General features: G+C 74.4%; 17 protein-coding genes. 6 read left to right on the top strand and 11 right to left on the bottom strand.

Annotation, left to right across the window (positions count from 1 at the left end; all coding sequences use genetic code 11):
- Nucleotides 1–561 precede the first annotated feature (561 nt).
- Nucleotides 562–1,314: a GntR family transcriptional regulator gene (locus ACFVQZ_RS21335; RefSeq protein WP_030496040.1), complete on the bottom strand. Its 753-nt coding sequence runs from the start codon at nt 1,312–1,314 to the stop codon at nt 562–564.
- Between the two features lie 195 nt (nt 1,315–1,509).
- On the opposite strand from ACFVQZ_RS21335, the gene ACFVQZ_RS21330 reads away from it, so the two are divergent.
- Nucleotides 1,510–2,856 (top strand): glycoside hydrolase family 18 protein, encoded by a 1,347-nt coding sequence (locus ACFVQZ_RS21330; RefSeq protein WP_030496041.1) that lies wholly within the window; start codon nt 1,510–1,512, stop codon nt 2,854–2,856.
- A gap of 248 nt (nt 2,857–3,104) precedes the next feature.
- Here the strand turns inward: ACFVQZ_RS21330 and ACFVQZ_RS21325 are convergent, their stop codons facing one another.
- From ACFVQZ_RS21325 to ychF, 7 genes are all read right to left on the bottom strand, one after another.
- A complete protein-coding gene (locus ACFVQZ_RS21325) occupies nt 3,105–4,253 on the bottom strand; it encodes a DUF4190 domain-containing protein (protein WP_383624850.1) in 1,149 nt (382 codons plus the stop codon).
- Nucleotides 4,254–4,446: 193 nt separating this feature from the next.
- Entirely contained in the window at nt 4,447–6,021 is a 1,575-nt protein-coding gene (locus tag ACFVQZ_RS21320; protein WP_383624848.1) for a S8 family peptidase, read from the bottom strand.
- Between the two features lie 390 nt (nt 6,022–6,411).
- A complete protein-coding gene (locus ACFVQZ_RS21315) occupies nt 6,412–7,182 on the bottom strand; it encodes a DUF4232 domain-containing protein (protein WP_383624845.1) in 771 nt (256 codons plus the stop codon).
- Between the two features lie 155 nt (nt 7,183–7,337).
- Complete coding sequence (locus ACFVQZ_RS21310; RefSeq protein ID WP_383624948.1) at nt 7,338–9,998, bottom strand: BTAD domain-containing putative transcriptional regulator; 2,661 nt, start codon at nt 9,996–9,998, stop codon at nt 7,338–7,340.
- Nucleotides 9,999–10,145: 147 nt separating this feature from the next.
- Complete coding sequence (locus ACFVQZ_RS21305) at nt 10,146–10,790, bottom strand: response regulator transcription factor (protein ID WP_030496046.1); 645 nt, start codon at nt 10,788–10,790, stop codon at nt 10,146–10,148.
- Nucleotides 10,775–12,019 (bottom strand): sensor histidine kinase, encoded by a 1,245-nt coding sequence (locus ACFVQZ_RS21300; RefSeq protein WP_383624842.1) that lies wholly within the window; start codon nt 12,017–12,019, stop codon nt 10,775–10,777. The genes ACFVQZ_RS21305 and ACFVQZ_RS21300 overlap by 16 nt, the downstream gene beginning before the upstream one ends.
- A 223-nt stretch (nt 12,020–12,242) precedes the next feature.
- Nucleotides 12,243–13,331 carry a redox-regulated ATPase YchF gene (ychF, locus tag ACFVQZ_RS21295; protein ID WP_030496048.1) on the bottom strand — a complete coding sequence of 363 codons (1,089 nt, stop codon included), beginning with the start codon at nt 13,329–13,331 and terminating at the stop codon, nt 12,243–12,245.
- Nucleotides 13,332–13,622: 291 nt separating this feature from the next.
- Between ychF and ACFVQZ_RS21290 the strand changes: the two genes are divergently transcribed.
- On the top strand, nt 13,623–14,282 hold the full coding sequence (locus ACFVQZ_RS21290; protein ID WP_383624838.1) for a DUF6542 domain-containing protein: 660 nt from the start codon (nt 13,623–13,625) through the stop codon (nt 14,280–14,282).
- Between the two features lie 25 nt (nt 14,283–14,307).
- Here the strand turns inward: ACFVQZ_RS21290 and ppgK are convergent, their stop codons facing one another.
- Together ppgK and ACFVQZ_RS21280 are read right to left on the bottom strand one after the other, a co-directional pair.
- Nucleotides 14,308–15,060 carry a polyphosphate--glucose phosphotransferase gene (ppgK, locus tag ACFVQZ_RS21285; RefSeq protein ID WP_030496050.1) on the bottom strand — a complete coding sequence of 251 codons (753 nt, stop codon included), beginning with the start codon at nt 15,058–15,060 and terminating at the stop codon, nt 14,308–14,310.
- A gap of 29 nt (nt 15,061–15,089) precedes the next feature.
- On the bottom strand, nt 15,090–16,091 hold the full coding sequence (locus ACFVQZ_RS21280) for a 4-hydroxy-3-methylbut-2-enyl diphosphate reductase (RefSeq protein WP_383624835.1): 1,002 nt from the start codon (nt 16,089–16,091) through the stop codon (nt 15,090–15,092).
- A gap of 54 nt (nt 16,092–16,145) precedes the next feature.
- Between ACFVQZ_RS21280 and ACFVQZ_RS21275 the strand changes: the two genes are divergently transcribed.
- From ACFVQZ_RS21275 to ACFVQZ_RS21260, 4 genes are all read left to right on the top strand, one after another.
- Entirely contained in the window at nt 16,146–17,516 is a 1,371-nt protein-coding gene (locus tag ACFVQZ_RS21275; protein WP_051788024.1) for an APC family permease, read from the top strand.
- A 99-nt stretch (nt 17,517–17,615) separates the two neighbouring features.
- The gene (gene xseA / locus ACFVQZ_RS21270; RefSeq protein WP_383624830.1) at nt 17,616–18,821 is read left to right on the top strand and encodes an exodeoxyribonuclease VII large subunit; all 1,206 of its coding nucleotides are present in this window, start codon (nt 17,616–17,618) and stop codon (nt 18,819–18,821) included.
- A 63-nt stretch (nt 18,822–18,884) separates the two neighbouring features.
- Nucleotides 18,885–19,133 (top strand): exodeoxyribonuclease VII small subunit, encoded by a 249-nt coding sequence (locus ACFVQZ_RS21265; RefSeq protein ID WP_030496054.1) that lies wholly within the window; start codon nt 18,885–18,887, stop codon nt 19,131–19,133.
- Nucleotides 19,134–19,282: 149 nt separating this feature from the next.
- On the top strand, nt 19,283–19,873 hold the full coding sequence (locus ACFVQZ_RS21260; RefSeq protein ID WP_030496055.1) for a malonic semialdehyde reductase: 591 nt from the start codon (nt 19,283–19,285) through the stop codon (nt 19,871–19,873).
- An 85-nt stretch (nt 19,874–19,958) separates the two neighbouring features.
- Here ACFVQZ_RS21260 and ACFVQZ_RS21255 read toward each other — a convergent pair whose 3' ends face one another.
- Nucleotides 19,959–20,483, bottom strand: coding sequence for a DUF4245 domain-containing protein (locus ACFVQZ_RS21255; protein ID WP_383624826.1), 525 nt, complete (start codon nt 20,481–20,483; stop codon nt 19,959–19,961).
- Nucleotides 20,484–20,505: the final 22 nt, after the last annotated feature.

Below are 20,505 nucleotides of genomic sequence, written 5' to 3'. Positions count from 1 at the left end.
CGGGGCTCTCGCCGAGCCCGCGTGCGGGGGCCCTCACCCGGTCCGGGTGCGGTGCCGTCGCCAGGGCCGGATGCCGGGAGCCTCACCGTGCCCGGGTGCGGGGCTCTCGCCGGGCCCAGGTGCCGGGACCCTCCCCCGGTCCGGGTGCCGGGCCCCTCGCCCGGTCCGAGTGCGGGGCCGCCGCCGGCGCCGGGTACGGGAACCTGCGCCGGGCCCGGTGAGGGGCCCCTCGCCGGGCCCGGGCACGGGACCTCCGCCGGGCCCGGGTGCCGGGGCCGGGGCACGGAGACCTCCGCCGGAGCCGAGTGCGGGACCCCCGCCGGGCCCGGGCACCTGGTCCGGGTACGCGAGGAGACGGGCGGCGCCAGCCGCATGGCCCGCGGGTCCAGCGGCACCAGCCGCGGGCCCGCGAGTCTGGCGGCGCCAGTCGCGGGGCCCCCGGGTCCGGACGTACGGGGGCGGCGGGGCCGGTGCGGGCTGTGCTCGTGCGCCGGGGTCGGGGCTCGGGGCCGGTCAGGGAACGGGAACGCGGAGTCGCCGGGGCGGGCGGGCTCCTGGCGGTCAGCGGACCGGGAGGTGGTACGAGAGGCGGTAGCGGTCGGCGGGGACGACGACGTCGGCGGTCTCCACGGCGAGCCCGGACGCGTAGAACGTGCGCTCGACGACCATCACCACATGGCCGGGGACGCCGCCCAGCACGAGCAACTCCTCGGCGAGGCCGGGACGGGCGCCGACCTCCTCCACCACGTTGTCCACGACGACGTCGATCGCCGCCATCCGCTCGACGACGCCGCAGCCGCCCAGGGGGCCCTCCTCGGGGAGCATGACGGGGGTGCGGCCGGTGACGGCCAGCGGCTCCCAGGAGGTGGCGATCATCATGGCCTCGCCGCCGTCCCGGTACACGTACCGCGTGCGCATCACGCGGTCCCCCGGCTCGATGCCAAGACGGGCGGCGGTCTCGCGGCTCGCCGGCTCCTGCTCGCTGTGCGCGTCCCAGGTGCCGCGCGCCCCCTCGGCGGCCTGCTCCTGCCGGAAGGGGCTGGCGCCGGAGGCGGGGCGGTAGCCGGAGCGGGCGACCCGGCGGGGCACCGGCCGCTCCCGTACGTACGTCCCCGAGCCGGAGCGGCCCTCGACCAGGCCCTCCGCCATGAGCACCTTGCGGGCCTCCAGTGCGACGGTGTCCGACACCCCGTACTCCTCGCGGATGCGTGCCTGCGAGGGGAGGCGGGTATGCGGCGGGAGCGAGCCGTTCGCGATCTTCTCCCGCAGATCGCTCGCCACGCGCAGATAGGCGGGCTGCTCGCCGAACGTCACTGGGCACTCCCCTCAAGTTGACAGACAGCTACAGCCTGACAACCGAATGTGGCCATCCGCAAGCATGGGCCAGAATTTCACCCGAAGTGATGACAGCGAATCGGGTCCGCCCGACCTCTTGACCCCTATTGGTCTGGACCAATAACTTCCTGCTGCGCGTCCCCGCTCCCTCCCGCCTCGCACAGGAACGAGCCCATGCGTCCCAGAGCCCTGAACCGGCTGACCCTCGGCACGGCCGCCGCCGCGGCCCTCGGCCTCCTCGCCGGCCTCGCCCCCGCCGCCGGCGCCCACCCGGACCCGGCCCCCCGGCCGCCCGCCGCCGAACACGCCCTCAAGCGCGTCGGCTACTTCACCCAATGGGGCATCTACGGCCGGAACTTCCAGGTCAAGGACCTGGACACCAGCGGCTCCGCCGCCCGGCTCAGCCACATCAACTACGCCTTCGGCATCGTCGACAAGGCCGGCAAGTGCGTCATCGGACCGGTGCCCGGCTCCGACCCCTGGGCCGACTACGTCCGCCCGGTCGACGCGGCCACCTCCGTGGACGGCGTCGCCGACACCGCGGAACAGCCGCTGGCCGGCAACTTCAACCAGCTGCGCGAACTGAAGGCGAAGCACCCGAACCTCAAGGTCATGATCTCGCTGGGCGGCTGGAGCGGATCGGCGTACTTCTCCGACGCCGTGCGCACCCCCGCGTCCCGCAAGGCCCTGGTCTCCTCCTGCATCGACCTGTACATCAAGGGCAACCTCCCGCAGGACGGCGCCCGCGGCGGCGCCGGAGCCGCCGCCGGCCTCTTCGACGGCATCGACCTCGACTGGGAGTGGCCCGGCTCCGACGGCGCCCCGGGCAACGTCATCCGCCCCGAGGACAAGGTCAACTTCACCGCCCTGGTACGGGAGTTCCGCACCCAGCTCGACGCGTACGGGCGCTCGCTCCCGCAGCGGAAGCGCTACGAGCTCACCGCGTACGTGCCCACCGCGCCCGCCAAGATCGACGCCGGCTTCGAAGTCGCCAAGATCATGCGGGACTTCGACTTCGTGAACCTCCAGGGCTACGACTTCCACGTGTCCGGCGAGACGACCACCGCCCAGCAGTCCGCGCTCTTCGCCAAGAACGACTGGAGCGTCGAGGGAACCGTCAGGTCCTGGCTGCGGCGCGGCGCCCCGGCCCACAAGCTGGTCGTCGGCATGCCGTTCTACGGACAGGGCTGGACCGGCGTGACCGGCGGCGGCGACGGCCTCGGGCAGCCCGCCGCGGGCCCCGCCCCGGCGACCTGGGCGCCCGGCTCGGAGGACTACAAGAACCTCAAGAAGCTGGCGGAGTCGGGGACGTACACGCTCCACCGGGGCCACCGCGGCGGTCACGCCTGGCTCTTCGACGGCACCACCCTGTGGACCTACGACGACCCCGCCGTGCTGCGCACCAAGGCGAACTGGGTCCGCACCCACGGGCTGGCCGGCGCGATGGTCTGGTCCCTCGACGGCGACACCGCCGACGGCGAGCTGATGCGCGCCATCGACCGCGGCCTCACCCGCCGCTGAACCACCCCGCTCCCCCGGGACCGCCCGCCGGCGGCTCCCGCGGGGCCGCGGACCGGCCCGCCGGCGACGGCGCCCGGGGCACGGACGGCGGCTGGTCACGGGCCGCCGTCCCCGTCCCGGCACCGGTCCGCACACGACGGGGCCGGGTCTCCCGCGCGGAGACCCGGCCCCGTCCGCGTACCCGGCGGCCTGACAGAGGGCGTACGCGCCCCCGGACCTCAGGCCGAGGGCGTACGCGCCCCCGGACCTCAGGCCGAGCCGGTCCCGCCCGGGGTCTCCGGGGGTGTGGCCGTCAGGTCCAGGGCGCCGCGGACGCCGGCGCTGCCGTCCTCCGGCAGCAGCTCCCAGGCGCGGTCGTACTCCGCCCAGAACGCGTCCGCGTCCTTCGCGCCGGCCAGCTTCGCCCACTGCTGCGACGCCCGGCCCAGGCTCGCGAGGTAGGCGTCCACCTCGGCCTGCGCGTCCTTCTCCCAGACCCGGCCCCGCAGCCCGGTCCGCGCGGAGTCGACCGCCGCGCGGACGCCGGCCGCCCAGGCGCGGTGGGCTTCGAGGTCGTCCGCCTGGTCGTCGCCCGGCTCCTCGTAGACGGCGTCCTCGATGGGGTTCACCTGGGTGAGGAAGGCGAGCTGGTCGGGGGTGAGCGTGGTGCGGTCGGAGCGCAGCGACCCCCGGGTGCGCTCCTCGCCGCCGATGCCGCAGGCGATCCGCCGCTCGCCCTCGCGCCAGGCGCTCCGGTCCGGGTAGTAGTACAGGCTCATGGTCTCGGGGCCCAGCGACCAGGTGTCCAGGGCGTACTCGGCGGCCATGGTGTCGCACCGCTCCTCGCCGATCCGCTCCAGCTCCTTCTCGCCGGGCCACGTGTCGGAGGTGGTGGCCTCGAAGCGGCCGGTGACCTCGCCGTCGTGGGGCTCGGCGCAGTCGACGGTCCGCACGCCCCGGCTGTACCGCTCGTCCGCGGAGTCGTCGACGAAGCACGCCCCGGTGCGCAGCTCGACGGGCGACCGGGTGGCGGCGGCCTCGCGCATGCCCTCGCTGAACTCCCGTACGCCCGCCTGCACCTGACCGGTGATCAGGCCGATGATCACGAGGAGGGTGCTGAGCGAGGAGAGCACGACGCCGGCGACGGCGAGCCCCTTGCCGTTCTGCCCGCGCTTCCCGATCTGCCGCAGCGCGAAGACGCCGAGGACGAGGCCGAGCGGCGGCAGGCAGCAGACGATGCCGCTGACGAGGGAGCCGATGGCGAGACCGTTGGTGGTGGGGGCGGCCGGCGGCGGACCGTACGGCCCGTACGGACCCGCGTACGGCATGCCGGGCGAGGTGTACGGCCCCGGTGCCGGGTACGGTCCGGGCGCCCCGTACGGACCGGAGGGCGGCTGGGGCGGCTGGGTCGGCTCCACGGGTGGCGTGCTCCTGTAGGGGCGGGACGAACAGACGATCGGGCGCGCATCGTACGCGGTCGGGGTGCGGGGGCCGCCACGCGGGGACGCGGAAGGGGCGGCCACCGGTGGTGGCCGCCCCTCCGTCGCTCGGGTCAGAGCGGGTCGCTCGGGTCGCTCGGGTCGCTCAGAAGGTCAGAGCGGGTCGTCCGGGTCAGAACTGGAGACCCCAGGAGTCGATCTTCCCGGTGTCGTAGTTCGCGTTGTCCGTCACCCGGAGCTTCCACGTGCCGTTGGCGGCCTCGGCGGAGGCGTTCACGGTGTATGTGGTGTTGATGTTGTCCGCGCTGCCGCCGGTGCCGAACGCCTTCAGCGTGTAGGCCGTGCCGTCGGGGGCGATCAGCTGGACCTGGAGGTCGCCGATGTAGGTGTGCGCGATGTTCACCGGGACCTGCAGGGCCGAGGGCGCGTTGCCGGAGACGCCGCTGACGGTCACCGGGGACTCGACGGTCGCGTTGTCGGCGATGGCGAAGTCCGCGGTGTTCTCGAACTTCGGGCCGGGCGGCGGGGTGGTGCCGCCGCCGACGACGAAGAGCAGCTTGTTCGGGGAACCGGTGCCGGGGCTGGTGACGACGTTCGGGGTGGCGGCGTTCGTCAGGGCCGTGGAGACCTGCGCCGGGGTGGCCGTCGGGTTGTCGGCGAGGTAGACGGCGGCGGCGCCGGCCACGTGCGGGGTGGCCATCGAGGTGCCGGAGATGGTGTTGGTGGCGGTGTCGCTGGTGTTCCAGGCCGACTTGATGGAGGAGCCCGGGGCGAAGAGGTCCAGAACGCTGCCGTAGTTGGAGAAGCTGGAGCGGGCGTCGGTGGAGGTCGTGGAGCCGACCGTGATCGCCTCGGTGACCCGCGCCGGGGAGTAGTTGGAGGCGTTGGAGCTGTCGTTGCCGGCCGCGACCGCGTAGGTGATGCCGGCCGCGATGGAGTTGCGGACGGCCTGGTCGAGGACGGTGTCGACGCCGCCGCCGAGGCTCATGTTGGCGACGGCCGGCTTGACCGCGTTCCGGGTCACCCAGTCGATGCCGGCGACGACCTGGTCGGTGGTGCCGGAGCCGTTGTTGTCGAGGACGCGGACGCCGACGATCTTCGCCTTCTTGGCGACGCCGTACGCGCCGCCCGCGACGGTGCCGGCGACGTGGGTGCCGTGGCCGTGCCCGTCCTGGGCGGTGTTGTCGTTGTCGATGGCGTCGTAGCCGTTGGAGGCCCGGCCGCCGAAGTCGCTGTGGCTGATCCGTACGCCGGTGTCGATGACGTACGCCGTGACGCCCTGGCCCGCGCTGTCCGGGTAGGTGTAGCTCTGGTTCAGCGGCAGCGCCTTCTGGTCGATCCGGTCCAGGCCCCACGACGGCGGGGACGGCTGGGTGGCGTCGATGGTGAAGACGCGGTTCTGGACCACGGACTTCACGGCGGGGTCGGCGGCGAGCTTCTTCGCCTGCGCCTCGGAGAGCTCGATCGCGTAGCCGTTCACCGCGGAGGTGTAGGTACGGGTGATCTTGGCGCCGAACTTGCCCGGGATCGCCCGGCCCTTGGCGGTCTCCGCCTGCGCGGACTCGTCGAGGGTGACGATGTAGCTGCCCGGGATGGTGCCTTCGGCGCCGGCGTTCTCGATGACGCCCTCCGCCGCCGCGGGGGCGGCGGTGGCGGGAAGGGCGGAGAGGGTGCCGAGGGCGAGCGCCGTGACGGCGATGGCCGCGGCGGTGGAGATACGGCGACGCGATGAGCGCATCACTGCCATGTGAGGTGTCCTCCTCGTGGGGGGCGCTCCCGTGGGGAGGGAGCCGAGTGACCTTCACTCACGACAGGGACATGACAAGTGGACGCGGGAGATCCGCCGAGCCCCGCGGCTTCCGGCCGCCCTGCCGTCGACCGAAAGATTGACCGATCCATAGGAATCGCACAAGGGCACCGACACGGCGGCAATACGGCGGCCACAGAACGGACATGACTGTCCGGTAGCTCCGGACGACCCGTCGACCGCCGCTCACCTGCGGCGTTCCCCACCGGCCGTTCGGTCGCCGACTTCCGTGCGTCGTCCGGGAATTCACCGGGCCGACACGCACGGAGCGGGCCCGTCCCCGATCCCCCGGGAGACGGGCCCGCCGTGCGGAGGGCGCGGCGCGGCGCCTCAGAAGTCGTCGGCGCCGTTGCGGAGTTCGGGCGTCCAGTAGCCCGTCTTCGCGACGGCGTCGTCGACGGCGATGCCGCCGGCGGGGGCCGTCACCACGACGCTGCCCTCGGCCGGACCGTCGGCCGCGAACAGGTTCACGGTGAACTCCTTCACCACCCGGTTGTCCTCGTGGACGCCGCCGCGCGAGATCCGCACGTTCGCGTACGCGGGCGCGCCCGGCTCCAGGACCACGGGCGCGGCCGGCTTGCTCTGGGCCACGGGCGGCACGTCCTTCGCCGTCTGGAGCGGGCCGAAGGCGATCAGCGGGTGCTTGAGCAGGGTGCAGGCGCGGCCGGAGGTGTTGGTGGCGGTGAGGACGATGTGCTCGGTGGGCACCTCGTCGGCCTTCGCCATGGTGATCTTCACGTCGCCGTGGGCGCAGGCGGCGGCCTTGGCGGCGGCGCCGGCCTTCGGCGCGTCCGCGGAGCCGGTGCCGGACGCGCCGGCCGTGCTCTTCGCGGCGGCGGGGGCGGCGGAGGCGGTACCCGCGGCGTCCCCGGTGCCGCCGGTCCCGGCGGCCGGGGCGGCGGTGCCGGTGCCGGTGGTGCCGGACGGGGCCGGGGCGGCGGACGTGGTCTGCGGCGCGGCAGCGGACGACGGGGTCGTCGCGCTGCCGGCGTCCTTCGCCCCCGTCTCCCCTCCCCCGCAGGCCGTCAGCGCGAGCGAGCCCGCGGCGACGGCGGCGACGAGAAGGGCGGTGCGGGTGGTGGTGCGGTGTGACGTACGCATGGTGGTGGTTCCCCCGTGAGACGTGAAACGTGTGAGGCGCCGCGATCGTGGCGCCTGCGGTGCGCGGCGCCGCCGGTGCGGCGCCGGTGGTGCTGCGGCCGGTCGTTGCCGGGTTACAGACTCCGCTTCCGCGCTGCCGTCCCGCTTGCGTATCGCTAACGCCCCGCCGCGAGCCGCGCCAGCCGCTCCGCCGCCCGCGCCGACCCCTCGGGAAAACCGGCCGCCCGGGCGTCGGCGGCGGCCCGTTCCAGCTGGTGGGCGGCCTCCTCCAGACGTCCGACACCGGCCAGCGCCTCGCCCCGGGTGATCCGCAGCTCGGCCTGGACGACCACGGCGTCGGGGGCGACGAGTTCCCCGGCGCGAAGCACGTGCGCCAGCGCCTCCTCGTACTCCCCCGCCGCCAGGCAGTGCCCGGCCAGGTGCTGGAGGGTCAGCACCTGCGTGGACGGGTGCCCGGTCCGGTCGGCGAGCGCGACCGCCTCCCGCATCAGCGTCCGGGCCCGTGCGCACTCCCCGGTGGCGTCGAGGACGGCCGCGTGGTTGACGACCGCGATGGCCTCGCTGATCGGGTCCCCCGCGAGCGCGGCCAGCGCGGGCGCCCGCTCCAGGTGGGCCAGCGCCTCCGCGTTCCGCCCCTCCTGGTGCAGGATCCAGCCCAGCAGCGCCCGCGTCCGGGACTGCGCGTCGGGGTCGCCGACCGCCTCCGCCGACGCGAGCCCCGCCTCCAGCAGCGGGGTCCAGCCGTCCTGGAGCCGCATCAGCATCAGCGGCCAGGCGACCAGGGCCAGCCGCCAGGCGCGGTCGTGCAGCCCGAGCGCGGCGGAGGCGGCGACCGCGCCCTCCAGGGCGGGGCGCTCGGCCGCGTACCAGTCGAGCGCGGCCGTACGGCCCTCGAACTCCGGGATCGCGGCGGGCCGGCGCACGTCGGCGGGCAGCGCGTAGCAGGGCTGCGAGCCGGGTTCGGCGGCGGCGTCGGCGGCCAGCCCGGTGTACAGGTAGTGGTCGAGGAGCCGGCGCAGCCCCTCCGGGTCGGCCTGCGGGGCGAGCGCGCGGGCGTAGAGGCGTACGAGGTCGTGCGGGGTCCAGCGGCCGGGCACCGCCTCCGTCAGGAGGTGGGCGGCGGCGAGCCGTTCCAGGTCGGCGGTGGCCCGCGCGGGCGTGGTGCCGGCGAGCGCGGCGGCGGCGAAGTGGTCCAGGTCGGAGCCGGTGTGCAGGCCGAGGGCGCGGAAGGTGCGGGCGGCGGACTCCGGCAGCTGCTGCACGGTGAGGCGGAGCGCGGCGGAGACGCCGACGTCCTCCACGTCGAGGAGGGCCAGCCTGCCCTGCTCGTCGGCGAGTTCGCCGACCATCGCGCCGAGCGAGCGGCCGGGCCGCTCGGCGAGCCGGGCGGCCGTCACCCGCAGCGCGAGCGGCAGCCCGTCGCAGAGCCCCGCGAGCCGGGCCGCCGCCTCCGGCTCCGCCGCGACCCGCGCCTCCCCGAGCACGGACGCGAGCAGCGCCGTCGCGGCGTCCCGGGGCAGCTGGCCGAGCGGCACCGGGCGGGCGGCGTCGGAGGCGATCAGCCCGCCGAGCCGGTCCCGGCTGGTCACCACGGTCACGCACCCGTCGCCGCCCGGCAGCAGCGGCCTGACCTGCTCGGAGGAGCGGGCGTTGTCGAGGAGGACGAGCATCCGGCGGCCGGCCGTCAGCGAGCGGAACAGCGCCCCGCGCCCCTCCGCCGTCTCCGGCACCCGCTGCTGCGGCACGCCCAGCGCGAGCAGGAACTCCCGCAGCACGACGCCCGTCTCGGGCTCCGGGGTGTCGCTGAAGCCCCGCAGGTCGGCGAAGAGCCGCCCGTCCGGGAAGGCGTCGCGCCGCCGGTGCGCCCAGTGCAGGGCGAAGGCGGTCTTGCCGACGCCGGCGGGCCCGGTGACCAGGCACACCGGTCCCTCGCCGCCGCCCGCCGCCCGGTCCAGCAGCCCGGCCTCGGCCTCCCGGCCGGTGAACCCGCGCGGCGCCCGGGGCAGCAGCTCGGGCACGGCGGGCGGTTCGGCCGCCGGCGGCGCGGGGGCGTCGGGCACCGGGGCGAGCGCCCCGCCCTGCTCCCGCAGCAGCCCGGCGTACGTCTCGCTCAGCGCCGCACCCGGGTCCACGCCCAGCTCGTCGGCGAGCAGCCGCCGGGTGCGGTGGTACCAGTCGAGCGCGTCGGACCGGCGCCCGGCCCGGGCCAGCGCCGTCATGAGCGCGGCGGCCAGCGACTCGCGCAGCGGATGCGCGACGGCCTCGGTCCGCAGCACCGCCGCGGCCCGCCCGTGCTCGCCCAGCCTCCCGTACGCCTCCGCCAGCGCCTCCACCGACGAGAGCCGCAGCTCCTCCAGCGCGGTGGCGGCGGCCTCCAGCGGGCCGCTCGGCACGGTGCCGGTGAGCGCGGGCCCCTGCCAGTACGACAGCGCCTCCCGCAGCATCCGCACGCTGTCGGAGGCGTGCCGCTGCGCGCCCGCGAGCCCGACCAGCTCCTCGAACCGGTGCGCGTCCACGAGCGACTCCGGCATCCGCAGCACGTACGCCGACCCGTGGGTGGCCAGCTCGATCCCGTACGCTTCGGCGCCGTGCGCGGCGAGCAGCGCCCGCAGCCGCGAGACGTGCCCCTGGAGCACGGTCTTCGCGTGCGTCGGCGGCTCGTCCTCCCACAGCGCGTCCATCAGACCCGCCACGGACACGGTCGTGTTGGGGCGCAGCAGCAGCGCGGCCAGCAGACTCGTCCGCTTGGCCGGTCCGGGCGCCACGTCCCCGGCCTCCGTCACCACGGCGACGGACCCGAGCAGCCGGAACTCCACCCGCACCTCCGCGTTCCCTGTCGCCGCCCCGTCCCGGCAGCCGAGAATACGCGGCTCCGCGGCCCCCACCTGCACCGTTCCCCGCCGCGTCCGCGGATTCGACCGAAACCCGGCGTCCCCGGGCCGTGGCGGCGCGGGCCGGAGGGATCACTTGAGGTAGGCGAGGACCGCCAGCACCCGCCGGTTGTCGGCCTCCGAGGGCGGCAGGTCGAGCTTGGCGAAGATGTGGGACGTGTGCTTGATCACGGCCCGCTCGGTGATCACCAGCTTCTGGGCGATCGCGGCGTTCGACCGGCCCTCCGCCATCAGGCCGAGGACCTCCCGCTCGCGCGGGGTGAGCCGGGAGAGCGGGCCGTCGCGGTGGTGGTCCTTCGCGAAGAGCTTGGCGACGACGTCCGGGTCCATCGCGGTGCCCCCGGCCGCGACCCGGCGGACCGCGTCCACGAAGCCGTCGGGGTCGAAGACCCGGTCCTTGAGGAGGTAGCCGATGCCGCCGCTGCCGTCGGCGAGCAGCTCCCGGGCGTAGAGCTGCTCGACGTACTGGGAGAGGACCAGGACCGGCAGGCCGGGGATCCGGCGGCGGGCCTCCAGCGCGGCCCGCAGGCCCTCGTCGGTGAACGTCGGCGGGAGCCGGACGTCGACGACGGCGACGTCCGGCTCGTGGTCGAGCAGGGCCTGGAGCAGTCCGGGACCGGTGTCCACGGCGGCCACCACCTCGACGTCGTACGACTCCAGCAGGCGCACGAGGCCGTCCCGCAGCAGGAAGAGGTCTTCGGCTAGGACAACGCGCACGGCAGCTCCATGGTGAGGGTGGTCGGCCCGCCCGGCTTGCTGTGGATCGCGAGCAGGCCGTCGAAGGCGGCGAGCCGGCGCTCGATGCCGCGCAGCCCGGTGCCGCGCGACGGGTCGGCGCCGCCCCGGCCGTCGTCCATGACCTGGCCGCGCAGCACTCCGGCCTCGTACCAGAGGTCGATGCTGACATGCTGCGGGTCGGCGTGCTTCGCGGCGTTGGCCAGGGCCTCGGCGACCGCGAAGTACAGGGCGGACTCCACGGGCGCCTCGGGGCGGCCGGGCAGGTCGGCGTTGACGGTGACGTGCAGCGGGCTGTCCAGGGCGAGGGCGCGCACCGCGTCGGCGAGGCCACGGTCAGCGAGCACCGGCGGGTGGATGCCCCTGACCAGGTCGCGCAGTTCGGTGAGGGCCGCGGCGGACGCCTTGCGGGTGTCGGCCAGGAGGGCGCGGACGGCCTCCGGGTCCTTGTCGATGAGCTGCTCGGCGACGCCGAGGTTCATGCCCAGGGCGACCAGGCGGGCCTGCGCGCCGTCGTGCAGGTCCCGCTCGATGCGGCGGAGTTCGGCGGCGGAGCTGCTGACGGCGTCGCTGCGGCTGTCGGTCAGGTGGCGGACGCGCTGGGCGCCGCTGCTGGGGCCGAGCAGGCTGTGGGCCAGCGAGGCGTGGGCCCGGAGCAGGGCGGGGCCGGCGGCGAGGCCGCCGGCGAGGACGAGGAGGCCGAGGCCGGCGGAGTACCAGGCGGAGGTGAGGTCGCTGATCCGGACCCACAGGTAGTAGTTGCTGCCGGCGTCGGCGATGGGACGGTAGATCGCGGGCATCAGCATGCCGCCGATGCCGCCGGCGACGAGGGCCAGGGGCATCAGGGCGGCGATGACCCCGGCCACCGGGTTGACCAGCGCCCAGGCGAGGTCGCGCCAGGTCGCCGGGTCGGTGAGGATCCAGTGGGTCCGCCGCCCGTACCCCTTGAGGCCGGGCGCGGCGGCGGGGGCGGGGAGGTAGGGCCGCTCGACCGGGCGGCCGGACCAGCTCTCGGCGGTCCGGCGGGAGGCGTCGACCGTGGCGCGCAGGGCGACGGCGAGGGCCGGCACGAGGAACACGCCCAGACCGATGCCGACGAGCGAGACCGCCGTCAGGAACAGGCAGAAGAGCGCGAGTTGGGCGAACGCGAGGCCGAGGACGGGCACTCCCCTGCCGGCGGCGCGGAATCCCTCGCGGATGTTCCCATTCATCACGGTCGTCCCATTCCCCTCGGTCCACGGCTCCCTGCCGTGGTGCTGCGCCGAGTCTTGCCGACCGGGCCCCGACGCGCAGGGGACGTGCGTCCCGTCCCGGGGGTGTACCCAGGTACACCCCCGGGACGCCACCGCAGGAGGGGGGCCGGGGACTCACCGCGGACACACAGCTGTGCCCGACCCGCCGCCAGGCGGATCGGGCACGGCCACCGGCCTGGCGTCAGACGTTGAAGCGGAACTCCACCACGTCGCCGTCCTGCATGACGTACTCCTTGCCCTCCATGCGGGCCTTGCCGGCGGCGCGGGCCTCGGCGACGGAGCCGGTCTCGACGAGGTCGTCGAAGGAGATGACCTCGGCCTTGATGAAGCCCTTCTGGAAGTCGGTGTGGATGACACCGGCCGCCTCGGGGGCCGTGGCGCCCTTCTTGATGGTCCAGGCGCGGGACTCCTTGGGGCCGGCCGTCAGGTAGGTCTGGAGGCCGAGGGTGTCGAAGCCGACGCGGGCGAGGATGGCGAGGCCGGGCTCCTCGGCGCCGACGGACTCCAGGAGCTCCATCGCGTCCGCCTCGTCCAGCTCGGCGAGGTCCGCCTCCAGCTTGGCGTTGAGGAAGATCGCCTCGGCGGGGGCGACGAGGGCGCGCTGCTCGTCCTTGAAGGACTCGTCGGTGAGCTCGTCCTCGTCGACGTTGAAGACGTAGAGGAAGGGCTTGGTGGTGAGGAGGTGGAGGTCGTGGAGGAGCTCCGCCTTCTCCGAGCCCTGGACGATGCCCTGGGAGAAGAGGGTGTCGCCGCGCTCCAGGATCTCCTTCGCCGCCTCGACGGCCGCGACCTTGGGGGCCACGTCCTTCTTGATGCGGGCCTCCTTCGCCAGGCGCGGGAGGACCTTCTCGATGGTCTGGAGGTCGGCGAGGATCAGCTCGGTGTTGATCGTCTCGATGTCGTCCTTCGGCGAGACCTTGCCGTCGACGTGCACGACGTTCTCGTCCTTGAAGGCGCGGATGACCTGGCAGATCGCGTCCGACTCGCGGATGTTCGCCAGGAACTTGTTGCCCAGGCCCTCGCCCTCGCTCGCGCCGCGCACGATGCCGGCGATGTCGACGAAGTCGACGGTGGCCGGCAGCACGCGCTGCGAGCCGAAGATCTCGGCCAGCTTGGTCAGGCGGGCGTCGGGGACGCCGACCACGCCGACGTTCGGCTCGATCGTGGCGAACGGGTAGTTGGCCGCCAGCACGTCGTTCTTGGTCAGGGCGTTGAACAGGGTCGACTTGCCGACATTCGGCAGGCCGACGATTCCGATCGTGAGCGACACGGTGGCGACTTCCCTAGATACGGATGATGGGTCGATCCCCCAGTTTACGGGGGGCCCGGCCCGGCCCTCGCCGTTCGCCGGGGGCGGGGCCCTGCGGACGGCGGCGGACCCCCGGCGCTCCCCGGCGGACTTCGGTCGAACTGCGGCCGGGGACCACCCGAAGGGCGTGTCCCGGGCCTCTCCCGCCGCCTCCCGACCTACGTTGGTGAGGTGGAGCAGCACAGGACAAGTCAGCCGCAAGGCCGCCGACGGCCCCAGACCCCCCTCCCGCCGCCCGGCGCGGTGGTCGAGGTGGAGGGGGGCACGGCCGGCGCGGCCACCGTGTACCGGGCCGGGGGCCCGGCCGCCGGGCGCCGGCCCGCGCCGGTCGTGCAGGCGCTGCGGCGGCTGCCCGCGCCCCGGCTCACCGGGCTCGGCGCGGGGCTCTTCGCCTCGGCCTCGATGCTGCTGGTCGGCTTCCTGGACTGGCTGGTGCTGGACGGGTCGCCGCTGGCGTTCGGGCTGCTGTTCCTGCCGGTGAGCGCGCTCACCGCGCTGTGGGTGCGGACCGCCGACCTGGTGACCGCGCCGATCGCGGTGCCGATCGCCTTCGCCGTCGGCGTCGTGCCGATCGCGGGCGGCACCGGCGGCTTCGGCGGCCAGGCGATGGCCGTGGTGACCGCGCTCGCCGTGCACGCCGGCTGGCTGTACGGGGGCACGCTGATCGCCGGCGTCATCGCGAGCGTACGGAAGGCGCGGGACATGGGGCGGCGGCGCCGCCGTCCCGCGGGGCCGGCCGACCGGCCGTCGTCGGGGCCGCGGTCCGGCTCCCCGTCGGGAGCGGCGCCGGGCCCGTCCGGCTCCGCCGCCCGGCCCGCGTCCGGCGCTCCCCGCGGCCGGACCGGTGCCGGACCGGCCGCCGGCGCCCGCCGCGACCAGGCGCCCGCCCGCGGCAGGCGCCCCGCCCCGTAGGCGTAGGCGTACGCCCGCTGAGAGTTCAGCGGAGGGTTGCCGCGCGCGCCGCCATGGCCGCGCCGACGATGCCGGCGTCGTTGCGGAGTTCCGCGGGGACGATCTCGGCGCGAATGCCGTCGAGGTACGGGAGGAACCGGTCGGCCTTGCGGCTCACCCCGCCGCCGAGGATGAACAGCTCCGGGGAGAACAGCATCTCGACGTGGGCCAGGTACTTGCGGAGCCGTTTCGTCGCCCAGTGCTCCCAGGTCAGGTCCTCGTCCTCGCGCGCCTTCGAGGAGGCGCGCGTCTCCGCGTCGTGGCCCTTGAGCTCCAGGTGGCCGAGCTCGGTGTTGGGGACGAGGCGGCCGTCGGTGAAGACGGCGGAGCCGATGCCGGTGCCGAGGGTCAGCAGGATCACCGTGCCGGTGCGGCCCCGGCCGGCGCCGAAGGTCATCTCGGCGACGCCGGCCGCGTCGGCGTCGTTGAGGACGGTGACGGGCAGGCCGCCGACGGCCTCCCGGACGAGCGCGCCGGCGTCGGTGCCGATCCAGGCCGGGTCGACGTTGGCGGCGGTACGGACCGTACTGCCGGTGACGACGCCCGGGAAGGTCACACCGACCGGGCCGTCCCAGCCGAAGTGCGCCACGACCTCCGCGACGCGGCCCGCGACCTCGTCCGGGGTCGCGGGCTGCGGGGTGAGGACCTTGTACCGCTCCTCGGTCAGGGCGCCGCGTCCCAGGTCCACGGGGGCGCCCTTGATGCCGGAACCGCCGATGTCCACTCCGAAGACGTTCATGGACCCAAGCTAACCGGCGGGGCCGGGTCCTACTCCTTGACGAGCGCGGCGGCCTCGGCGCGCAGGTCGCGGCGGAGCTCCTTCGGGAGCGAGAAGGTGAGGTGCTCGTCGGCGGTCTTGACGATCTCCACGTCGACGTAGCCTCGCTGCGCCAGCCACTCCAGGACCTCCTGGACCAGCACGTCGGGGACGGAGGCGCCGGAGGAGAGGCCGACCGAGGTCACGCCCTCCAGCCACGCCTCGTCGATCTCGCTCGCGAAGTCCACCAGGTACGCGGCGGGGACGCCGGCCTGCTTGGCGACCTCGACCATGCGGATCGAGTTCGAGGAGTTCTTGGAGCCGACGACGATGACGAGCTCGGCCTGGCCGGCCAGCTCCTTGATCGCGGTCTGGCGGTTCTGCGTGGCGTAGCAGATGTCGTCCGACGGCGGGGAGACCAGCTGCGGGAACTTGTCCTTGAGGGCGTCGACGGTCTCCATGGTCTCGTCCACGGAGAGGGTGGTCTGGGAGAGCCAGACGACCCGGGAGGGGTCGCGGACCTCGACCTTGGCGACGTCCTCGGGGCCGTCGACGAGCTGGATGTGGTCGGGGGCCTCGCCGGAGGTGCCGATGACCTCCTCGTGGCCCTCGTGGCCGATGAGGAGGATGTCGAAGTCCTCCTTGGCGTACCGGATGGCCTCCTTGTGGACCTTGGTGACCAGCGGGCAGGTCGCGTCGATGGTCGCGAGCCGGCCGCGGCGGGCCTCCTCGTGGACGGTCGGGGCGACGCCGTGCGCGGAGAACATCACGATGTTGCCCGGCGGGACCTCGGTGGCCTGGTCGACGAAGATGGCGCCCTTCCGCTCCAGGGTCTGGACGACGTACTTGTTGTGGACGATCTCGTGGCGGACGTAGACGGGGGCCCCGTACTGCTCCAGGGCCTTCTCCACGGCGATCACGGCACGGTCCACGCCCGCGCAGTAGCCGCGGGGAGCGGCGAGCAGGACACGCTTCGGGCGGTTGGTCGCGGGCGTTGCAGTCATGTGTCCCATCGTAAGGCCGCGTCGGTGACCGGCTGGAGCGCGGCCGTGTCCGAAACTGACGCCATGGCTGAGAACGCGCAGGTGGACGGAGCGGCACCGGGTCCGGACCACACGGGACTCCGCAGGACGCTCGGCTTCCGCGACCTGGTCGTGTACGGGCTGCTGTTCATCGCCCCGATGGCGCCGGTCGGGGTCTTCGGCACGCTGGACGCGAAGTCGCACGGCGCGGTCGCACTGGTGTACGTCGTGGCGACGGTGGCGATGGCGTTCACGGCCTTCAGCTACGCGCAGATGGTCCGGGTCGCGCCGCAGGCCGGTTCGGTCTTCGCGTACGCCCGGAAGGGGCTCGGCGAGGGGCCCGGCTTCGTCGCCGGCTGGATGGCGATGCTCGATTACCTGCTGATCCCGGCCGTCGCGTACCTCTTCGCGGGGATCGCGATGGAGGCGCTGGTGCCGGAGGTGCACCGGTGGGTGTGGACGGGCATCGCGGTGGTGGTGACGACGCTGCTGAACCTGTGGGGGGTGCGGGCGGCGGCCCGCGTCGGCTTCGCGGTGCTCGCGATGGAGATCCTGGTGCTGCTGGTCTTCGTGGTGTCCGCGGTGGTGGTGCTCGTACGGGACGGGGCGCAGCGCGACTGGTGGTCGCCGCTCACCGGCGACGGGACCTTCTCGCTCGCGGCGGTGGTCGGCGCGGTGTCGGTGGCGGTCCTGTCGTACCTCGGCTTCGACGCGATCGCGGCCTTCGCGGAGGAGGTGACCGGCGGGTCGGCGAAGGTGGCGCGGGCGCTGCTGTTCTGCCTGGTCCTGGCGGGTGTGCTGTTCGTCGCGCAGACGTGGCTGGTGGCGCTGCTCGAACCGGTCTCCTCGGCGGAGCTGGCGGCGGACCCGGGGAAGCAGGGGTCCGCCTTCTACGACGCGGTGGACGCGTCGGTCGGCGGGTGGCTGCACGACCTGGTCGCGGTGTCGAAGGCGATCGGCGCGGCCTTCGCGGCGCTGGCGGGCCAGGCGGCCGGCGGGCGGCTGCTGTTCGCGATGGGCCGGGAGGGGCGGCTGCCGCACGCGCTGGCCCGTACCGACTCGGGCGTGCCCCGGGTGGCGCTGCTGGTGTCGGCGGCGGTCACGATGATCGCGGCGGTGTGGGCGGCCCGGCGCGACGACGGCCTGGACCACCTGGTGTCGGTGGTGGACGTGGGCGCGCTGACGGCGTTCGTGCTGCTGCACGCGAGCGTGGTGGGCTGGTTCGCGGTCCGGCGGGCGGAGGGCGAGCCGCACTGGCTGAAGCACGTCGTGCTGCCGGTGGTCGGCGCGGCGGTCCTGGTGGCGGTGATCGTGGAGGCGTCGGCGGCGGCCCAGGTGGTGGGCGTGATCTGGCTGGGCGTGGGGCTGGTGGTGCTCGCGGTGCAGGGGACGGGGCGGACGGCCGGCAGGAGGTGACCGGGGCGGCCGGGGTTTCCGGGTCCGGGGCGGCCGGGGTTTCGGTTCCGGGGCGGCCGGGGCGCTGACGTTGTCGGTGGGCGCGGTTACGCTCGGTGCATGGGTCTGACTACGTCCGCCGAAGCGCCGCTGCCCGTGGGTGAGGTCTCCCGGATGATCGGGGGGTGGATCGACCGGCTGGGGGCGATCTGGGTCGAGGGGCAGATCACGCAGCTCTCGCGGCGCCCCGGTGCCGGGGTCGTCTTCCTGACGCTGCGGGATCCCTCGTACGACATCTCCATCGGGGTGACCTGCTACCGGCAGGTGTTCGACGCGGTGGGCGACGTGGTGTCCGAGGGCGCCCGGGTCGTGGTGCACGCGAAGCCGGAGTGGTACGCGCCGCGCGGGCAGCTGTCGCTGCGCGCGGCGGAGATCAGACCGGTCGGGATCGGCGAGCTGCTGGCCCGGCTGGAGCAGCTGAAGCGGGGGCTGGCGGCCGAGGGGCTGTTCGCGCTGGAGCGGAAGAAACCGCTGCCGTTCCTGCCGGGGCTGATCGGCCTGGTGTGCGGCCGGGCGTCGGCGGCGGAGCGGGACGTGCTGGAGAACGCGCGGCGCCGATGGCCCGCCGTCCGCTTCGAGGTGCGGAACGTGCCGGTGCAGGGCGTGAAGGCGGTGCCGCAGGTGATCGCGGCGGTCCGGGAGCTCGACGCGCACGAGGACGTGGACGTGATCGTGGTGGCGCGGGGCGGCGGCAGCGTCGAGGACCTGCTGCCGTTCTCGGACGAGCAGCTGATCCGCGCGGTGGCCGCGTGCCGGACGCCGGTGGTGTCCGCGATCGGGCACGAGCCGGACTCGCCGCTGCTCGACCTGGTGGCGGACCTGCGGGCCTCCACGCCGACGGACGCGGCGAAGAAGGTCGTCCCGGACGTGGGCGAGGAGCTGGAGCGGGTGCGCCAGCTCCGAGACCGGGCGCTGCGGACGGTGCGGGGGCTGCTCGACCGCGAGGAGCGGGGTCTGGCGCACGCGCTGGCCCGGCCGGTGATGGAGCATCCGCAGCGGATGGTGGAGGTCCGGGAGGACGAGCTGGATGCGCTGCTCGCGCGCAGCCGGCGGGTCCTCGGGCACCTGCTGGACCGGGCGGACTCGGAGCTGGCGCACACCCGGGCGCGGGTGCGGGCGCTCTCCCCGGCGGCGACGCTGGAGCGCGGGTACGCGGTGCTCCAGCGGGCGGACGGCGCGGTGGTCCGCGCGGCGGACGAGGTCGCGGAGGGCGAGGAGCTGCGGGCCCGGGTGGCGGACGGCGAGTTCACGGTCCGGCGCACCTAGCGGCGGGCGGCAGCGGGTACGGGACGACGAGCGTCACGGCGACGGAGATCGGAGAAGAGACGGATGGCTGGCGGTACGGAGACGGCGGCGGGGCTCGGTTACGAGGACGCCCGCGACGAGCTGATCGAGGTCGTGCGGCGCCTGGAGGCGGGCGGCACGACTCTGGAGGAGTCACTGGCGCTCTGGGAGCGGGGCGAGGAGCTGGCCAAGGTCTGCCGGCGCTGGCTGGAAGGCGCCCGCGCCCGCCTCGACGCCTCGCTGGCGGCGGAGCGCGCGGCGGAGGAGGACGAGTCCGGGGAGGGCCGGGGCTAGGGACGGTCTGGGGCTAGACTGGGGCGAGTGAAGCGGATCACTATCCGGATCGTATAGTTGAACTTTCATCAATCATCGGCGTACTGTCGAGGACGTCGCCCGGGATTGCCCGCCGGGCGGTCCCCTTTGCAGTCCGGAAGGTACGCAGCATGTCCCTCGTTCTCGACCCCGCCGCCCAGGACCTCCTCTTCCGCGAGGCCCGCACCGCCAACACCTTCACCGACGAGCCGGTGACCGACGAGCAGGTCCAGGCGATCTACGACCTGGTGAAGTACGGCCCGACCGCCTTCAACCAGACCCCGCTGCGCATCACGCTGGTCCGCTCCCCCGAGGCCCGCGAGCGCCTGGTCAAGCACATGGCCGAGGGCAACCAGGCCAAGACGGCCGCCGCCCCGCTGGTCGCGATCCTCTCGGCCGACAACGAGTTCCACGAGGAGCTGCCGGCCCTGCTCCCGCACTTCCCGCAGGCCAAGGACATGTTCTTCGCGGAGCGCCCGGTCCGCGAGGGCTCCGCGCTGCTGAACGCCGCCCTCCAGGCCGCGTACTTCATCGTGGGCGTCCGCGCCGCCGGCCTCGCCGCCGGCCCGATGACCGGCCTGGACTTCGCCGGCGTCCAGAAGGAGTTCCTGGACGCCGACCACACCCCGCTGATGGTCGTCAACATCGGCAAGCCGGGCGAGGACGCCTGGTTCCCGCGCTCCCCGCGCCTCGCCTACGAGGACGTCGTCACGACCGTCTGAGCCGGACCCCTCCGCACGGCGTACGGCGAAACCCCCCGGTGCCCGGCACCGGGGGGTTTCGCCGTACGGAGGCGCGGGGCCGCCGTCAGGTCTGCTGCGAGCGGAGCGCGCCCGCCATCCGCGCGAGCGTGTCGAAGGACGCCGTCCCGGTCACGACGGTCGTCGCCTTGCCGTCGGTCCGCACCAGCGCGTCGTACTTGGGGCCCTCCCAGCGCTGCCACACCTGGCCGCCGACCGTCTGCGTCTTCCCGGTGTCCTGCGCCTCGTGCGTGACCTTGGGCACGAACTTCTTCGGCTCCGCCGTCGACTGGTTCACCGAGACGTACTGGGTGTCCGGCGAGAGGAAACCGAGCTGCCAGGTGTCGCCCTGCTCGCGCTTGTACGAGACGACCGTCGCCTTCCAGCCGTCGCCGAGGCCCTGCGGGGCCAGGACGGGGTAGGGGGCCGCGCGCTGCGCCGTGAGGAGCTCGACCCGGTAGTCCTTGGCCTTCACCGGATCCGCGTTCTCGTCGTGCGGGATGAAGAGATACATGACCCCCGCGGCGACCATGATCACCCCGAGGGACTGGAACATCCCGCGTACCGTCTGCCTGCCTCGCTTAGCTGCCACGCCCCATATGGTCGCATCACGG

The organism is Streptomyces sp. NPDC057854 (genome assembly GCF_042797055.1).
GTDB lineage: Bacteria > Actinomycetota > Actinomycetes > Streptomycetales > Streptomycetaceae > Streptomyces.
This window is presented reverse-complemented; position numbering and strand designations above follow the sequence as displayed.

Bases quoted from the DNA above. Each gene is read 5' to 3' on its own strand.
- ACFVQZ_RS21330 (WP_030496041.1), top strand. From the start codon at position 1,510: ATGCGTCCCAGAGCCCTGAACCGGCTGACCCTCGGCACGGCCGCCGCC.
- ACFVQZ_RS21320 (WP_383624848.1), bottom strand. From the start codon at position 6,021: ATGGCAGTGATGCGCTCATCGCGTCGCCGTATCTCCACCGCCGCGGCC.
- ACFVQZ_RS21315 (WP_383624845.1), bottom strand. From the start codon at position 7,182: ATGCGTACGTCACACCGCACCACCACCCGCACCGCCCTTCTCGTCGCC.
- ACFVQZ_RS21300 (WP_383624842.1), bottom strand. From the start codon at position 12,019: ATGAATGGGAACATCCGCGAGGGATTCCGCGCCGCCGGCAGGGGAGTG.
- ppgK (WP_030496050.1), bottom strand. From the start codon at position 15,060: ATGAACGTCTTCGGAGTGGACATCGGCGGTTCCGGCATCAAGGGCGCC.
- ACFVQZ_RS21280 (WP_383624835.1), bottom strand. From the start codon at position 16,091: ATGGGACACATGACTGCAACGCCCGCGACCAACCGCCCGAAGCGTGTC.
- ACFVQZ_RS21275 (WP_051788024.1), top strand. From the start codon at position 16,146: ATGGCTGAGAACGCGCAGGTGGACGGAGCGGCACCGGGTCCGGACCAC.
- xseA (WP_383624830.1), top strand. From the start codon at position 17,616: ATGGGTCTGACTACGTCCGCCGAAGCGCCGCTGCCCGTGGGTGAGGTC.
- ACFVQZ_RS21265 (WP_030496054.1), top strand. From the start codon at position 18,885: ATGGCTGGCGGTACGGAGACGGCGGCGGGGCTCGGTTACGAGGACGCC.
- ACFVQZ_RS21260 (WP_030496055.1), top strand. From the start codon at position 19,283: ATGTCCCTCGTTCTCGACCCCGCCGCCCAGGACCTCCTCTTCCGCGAG.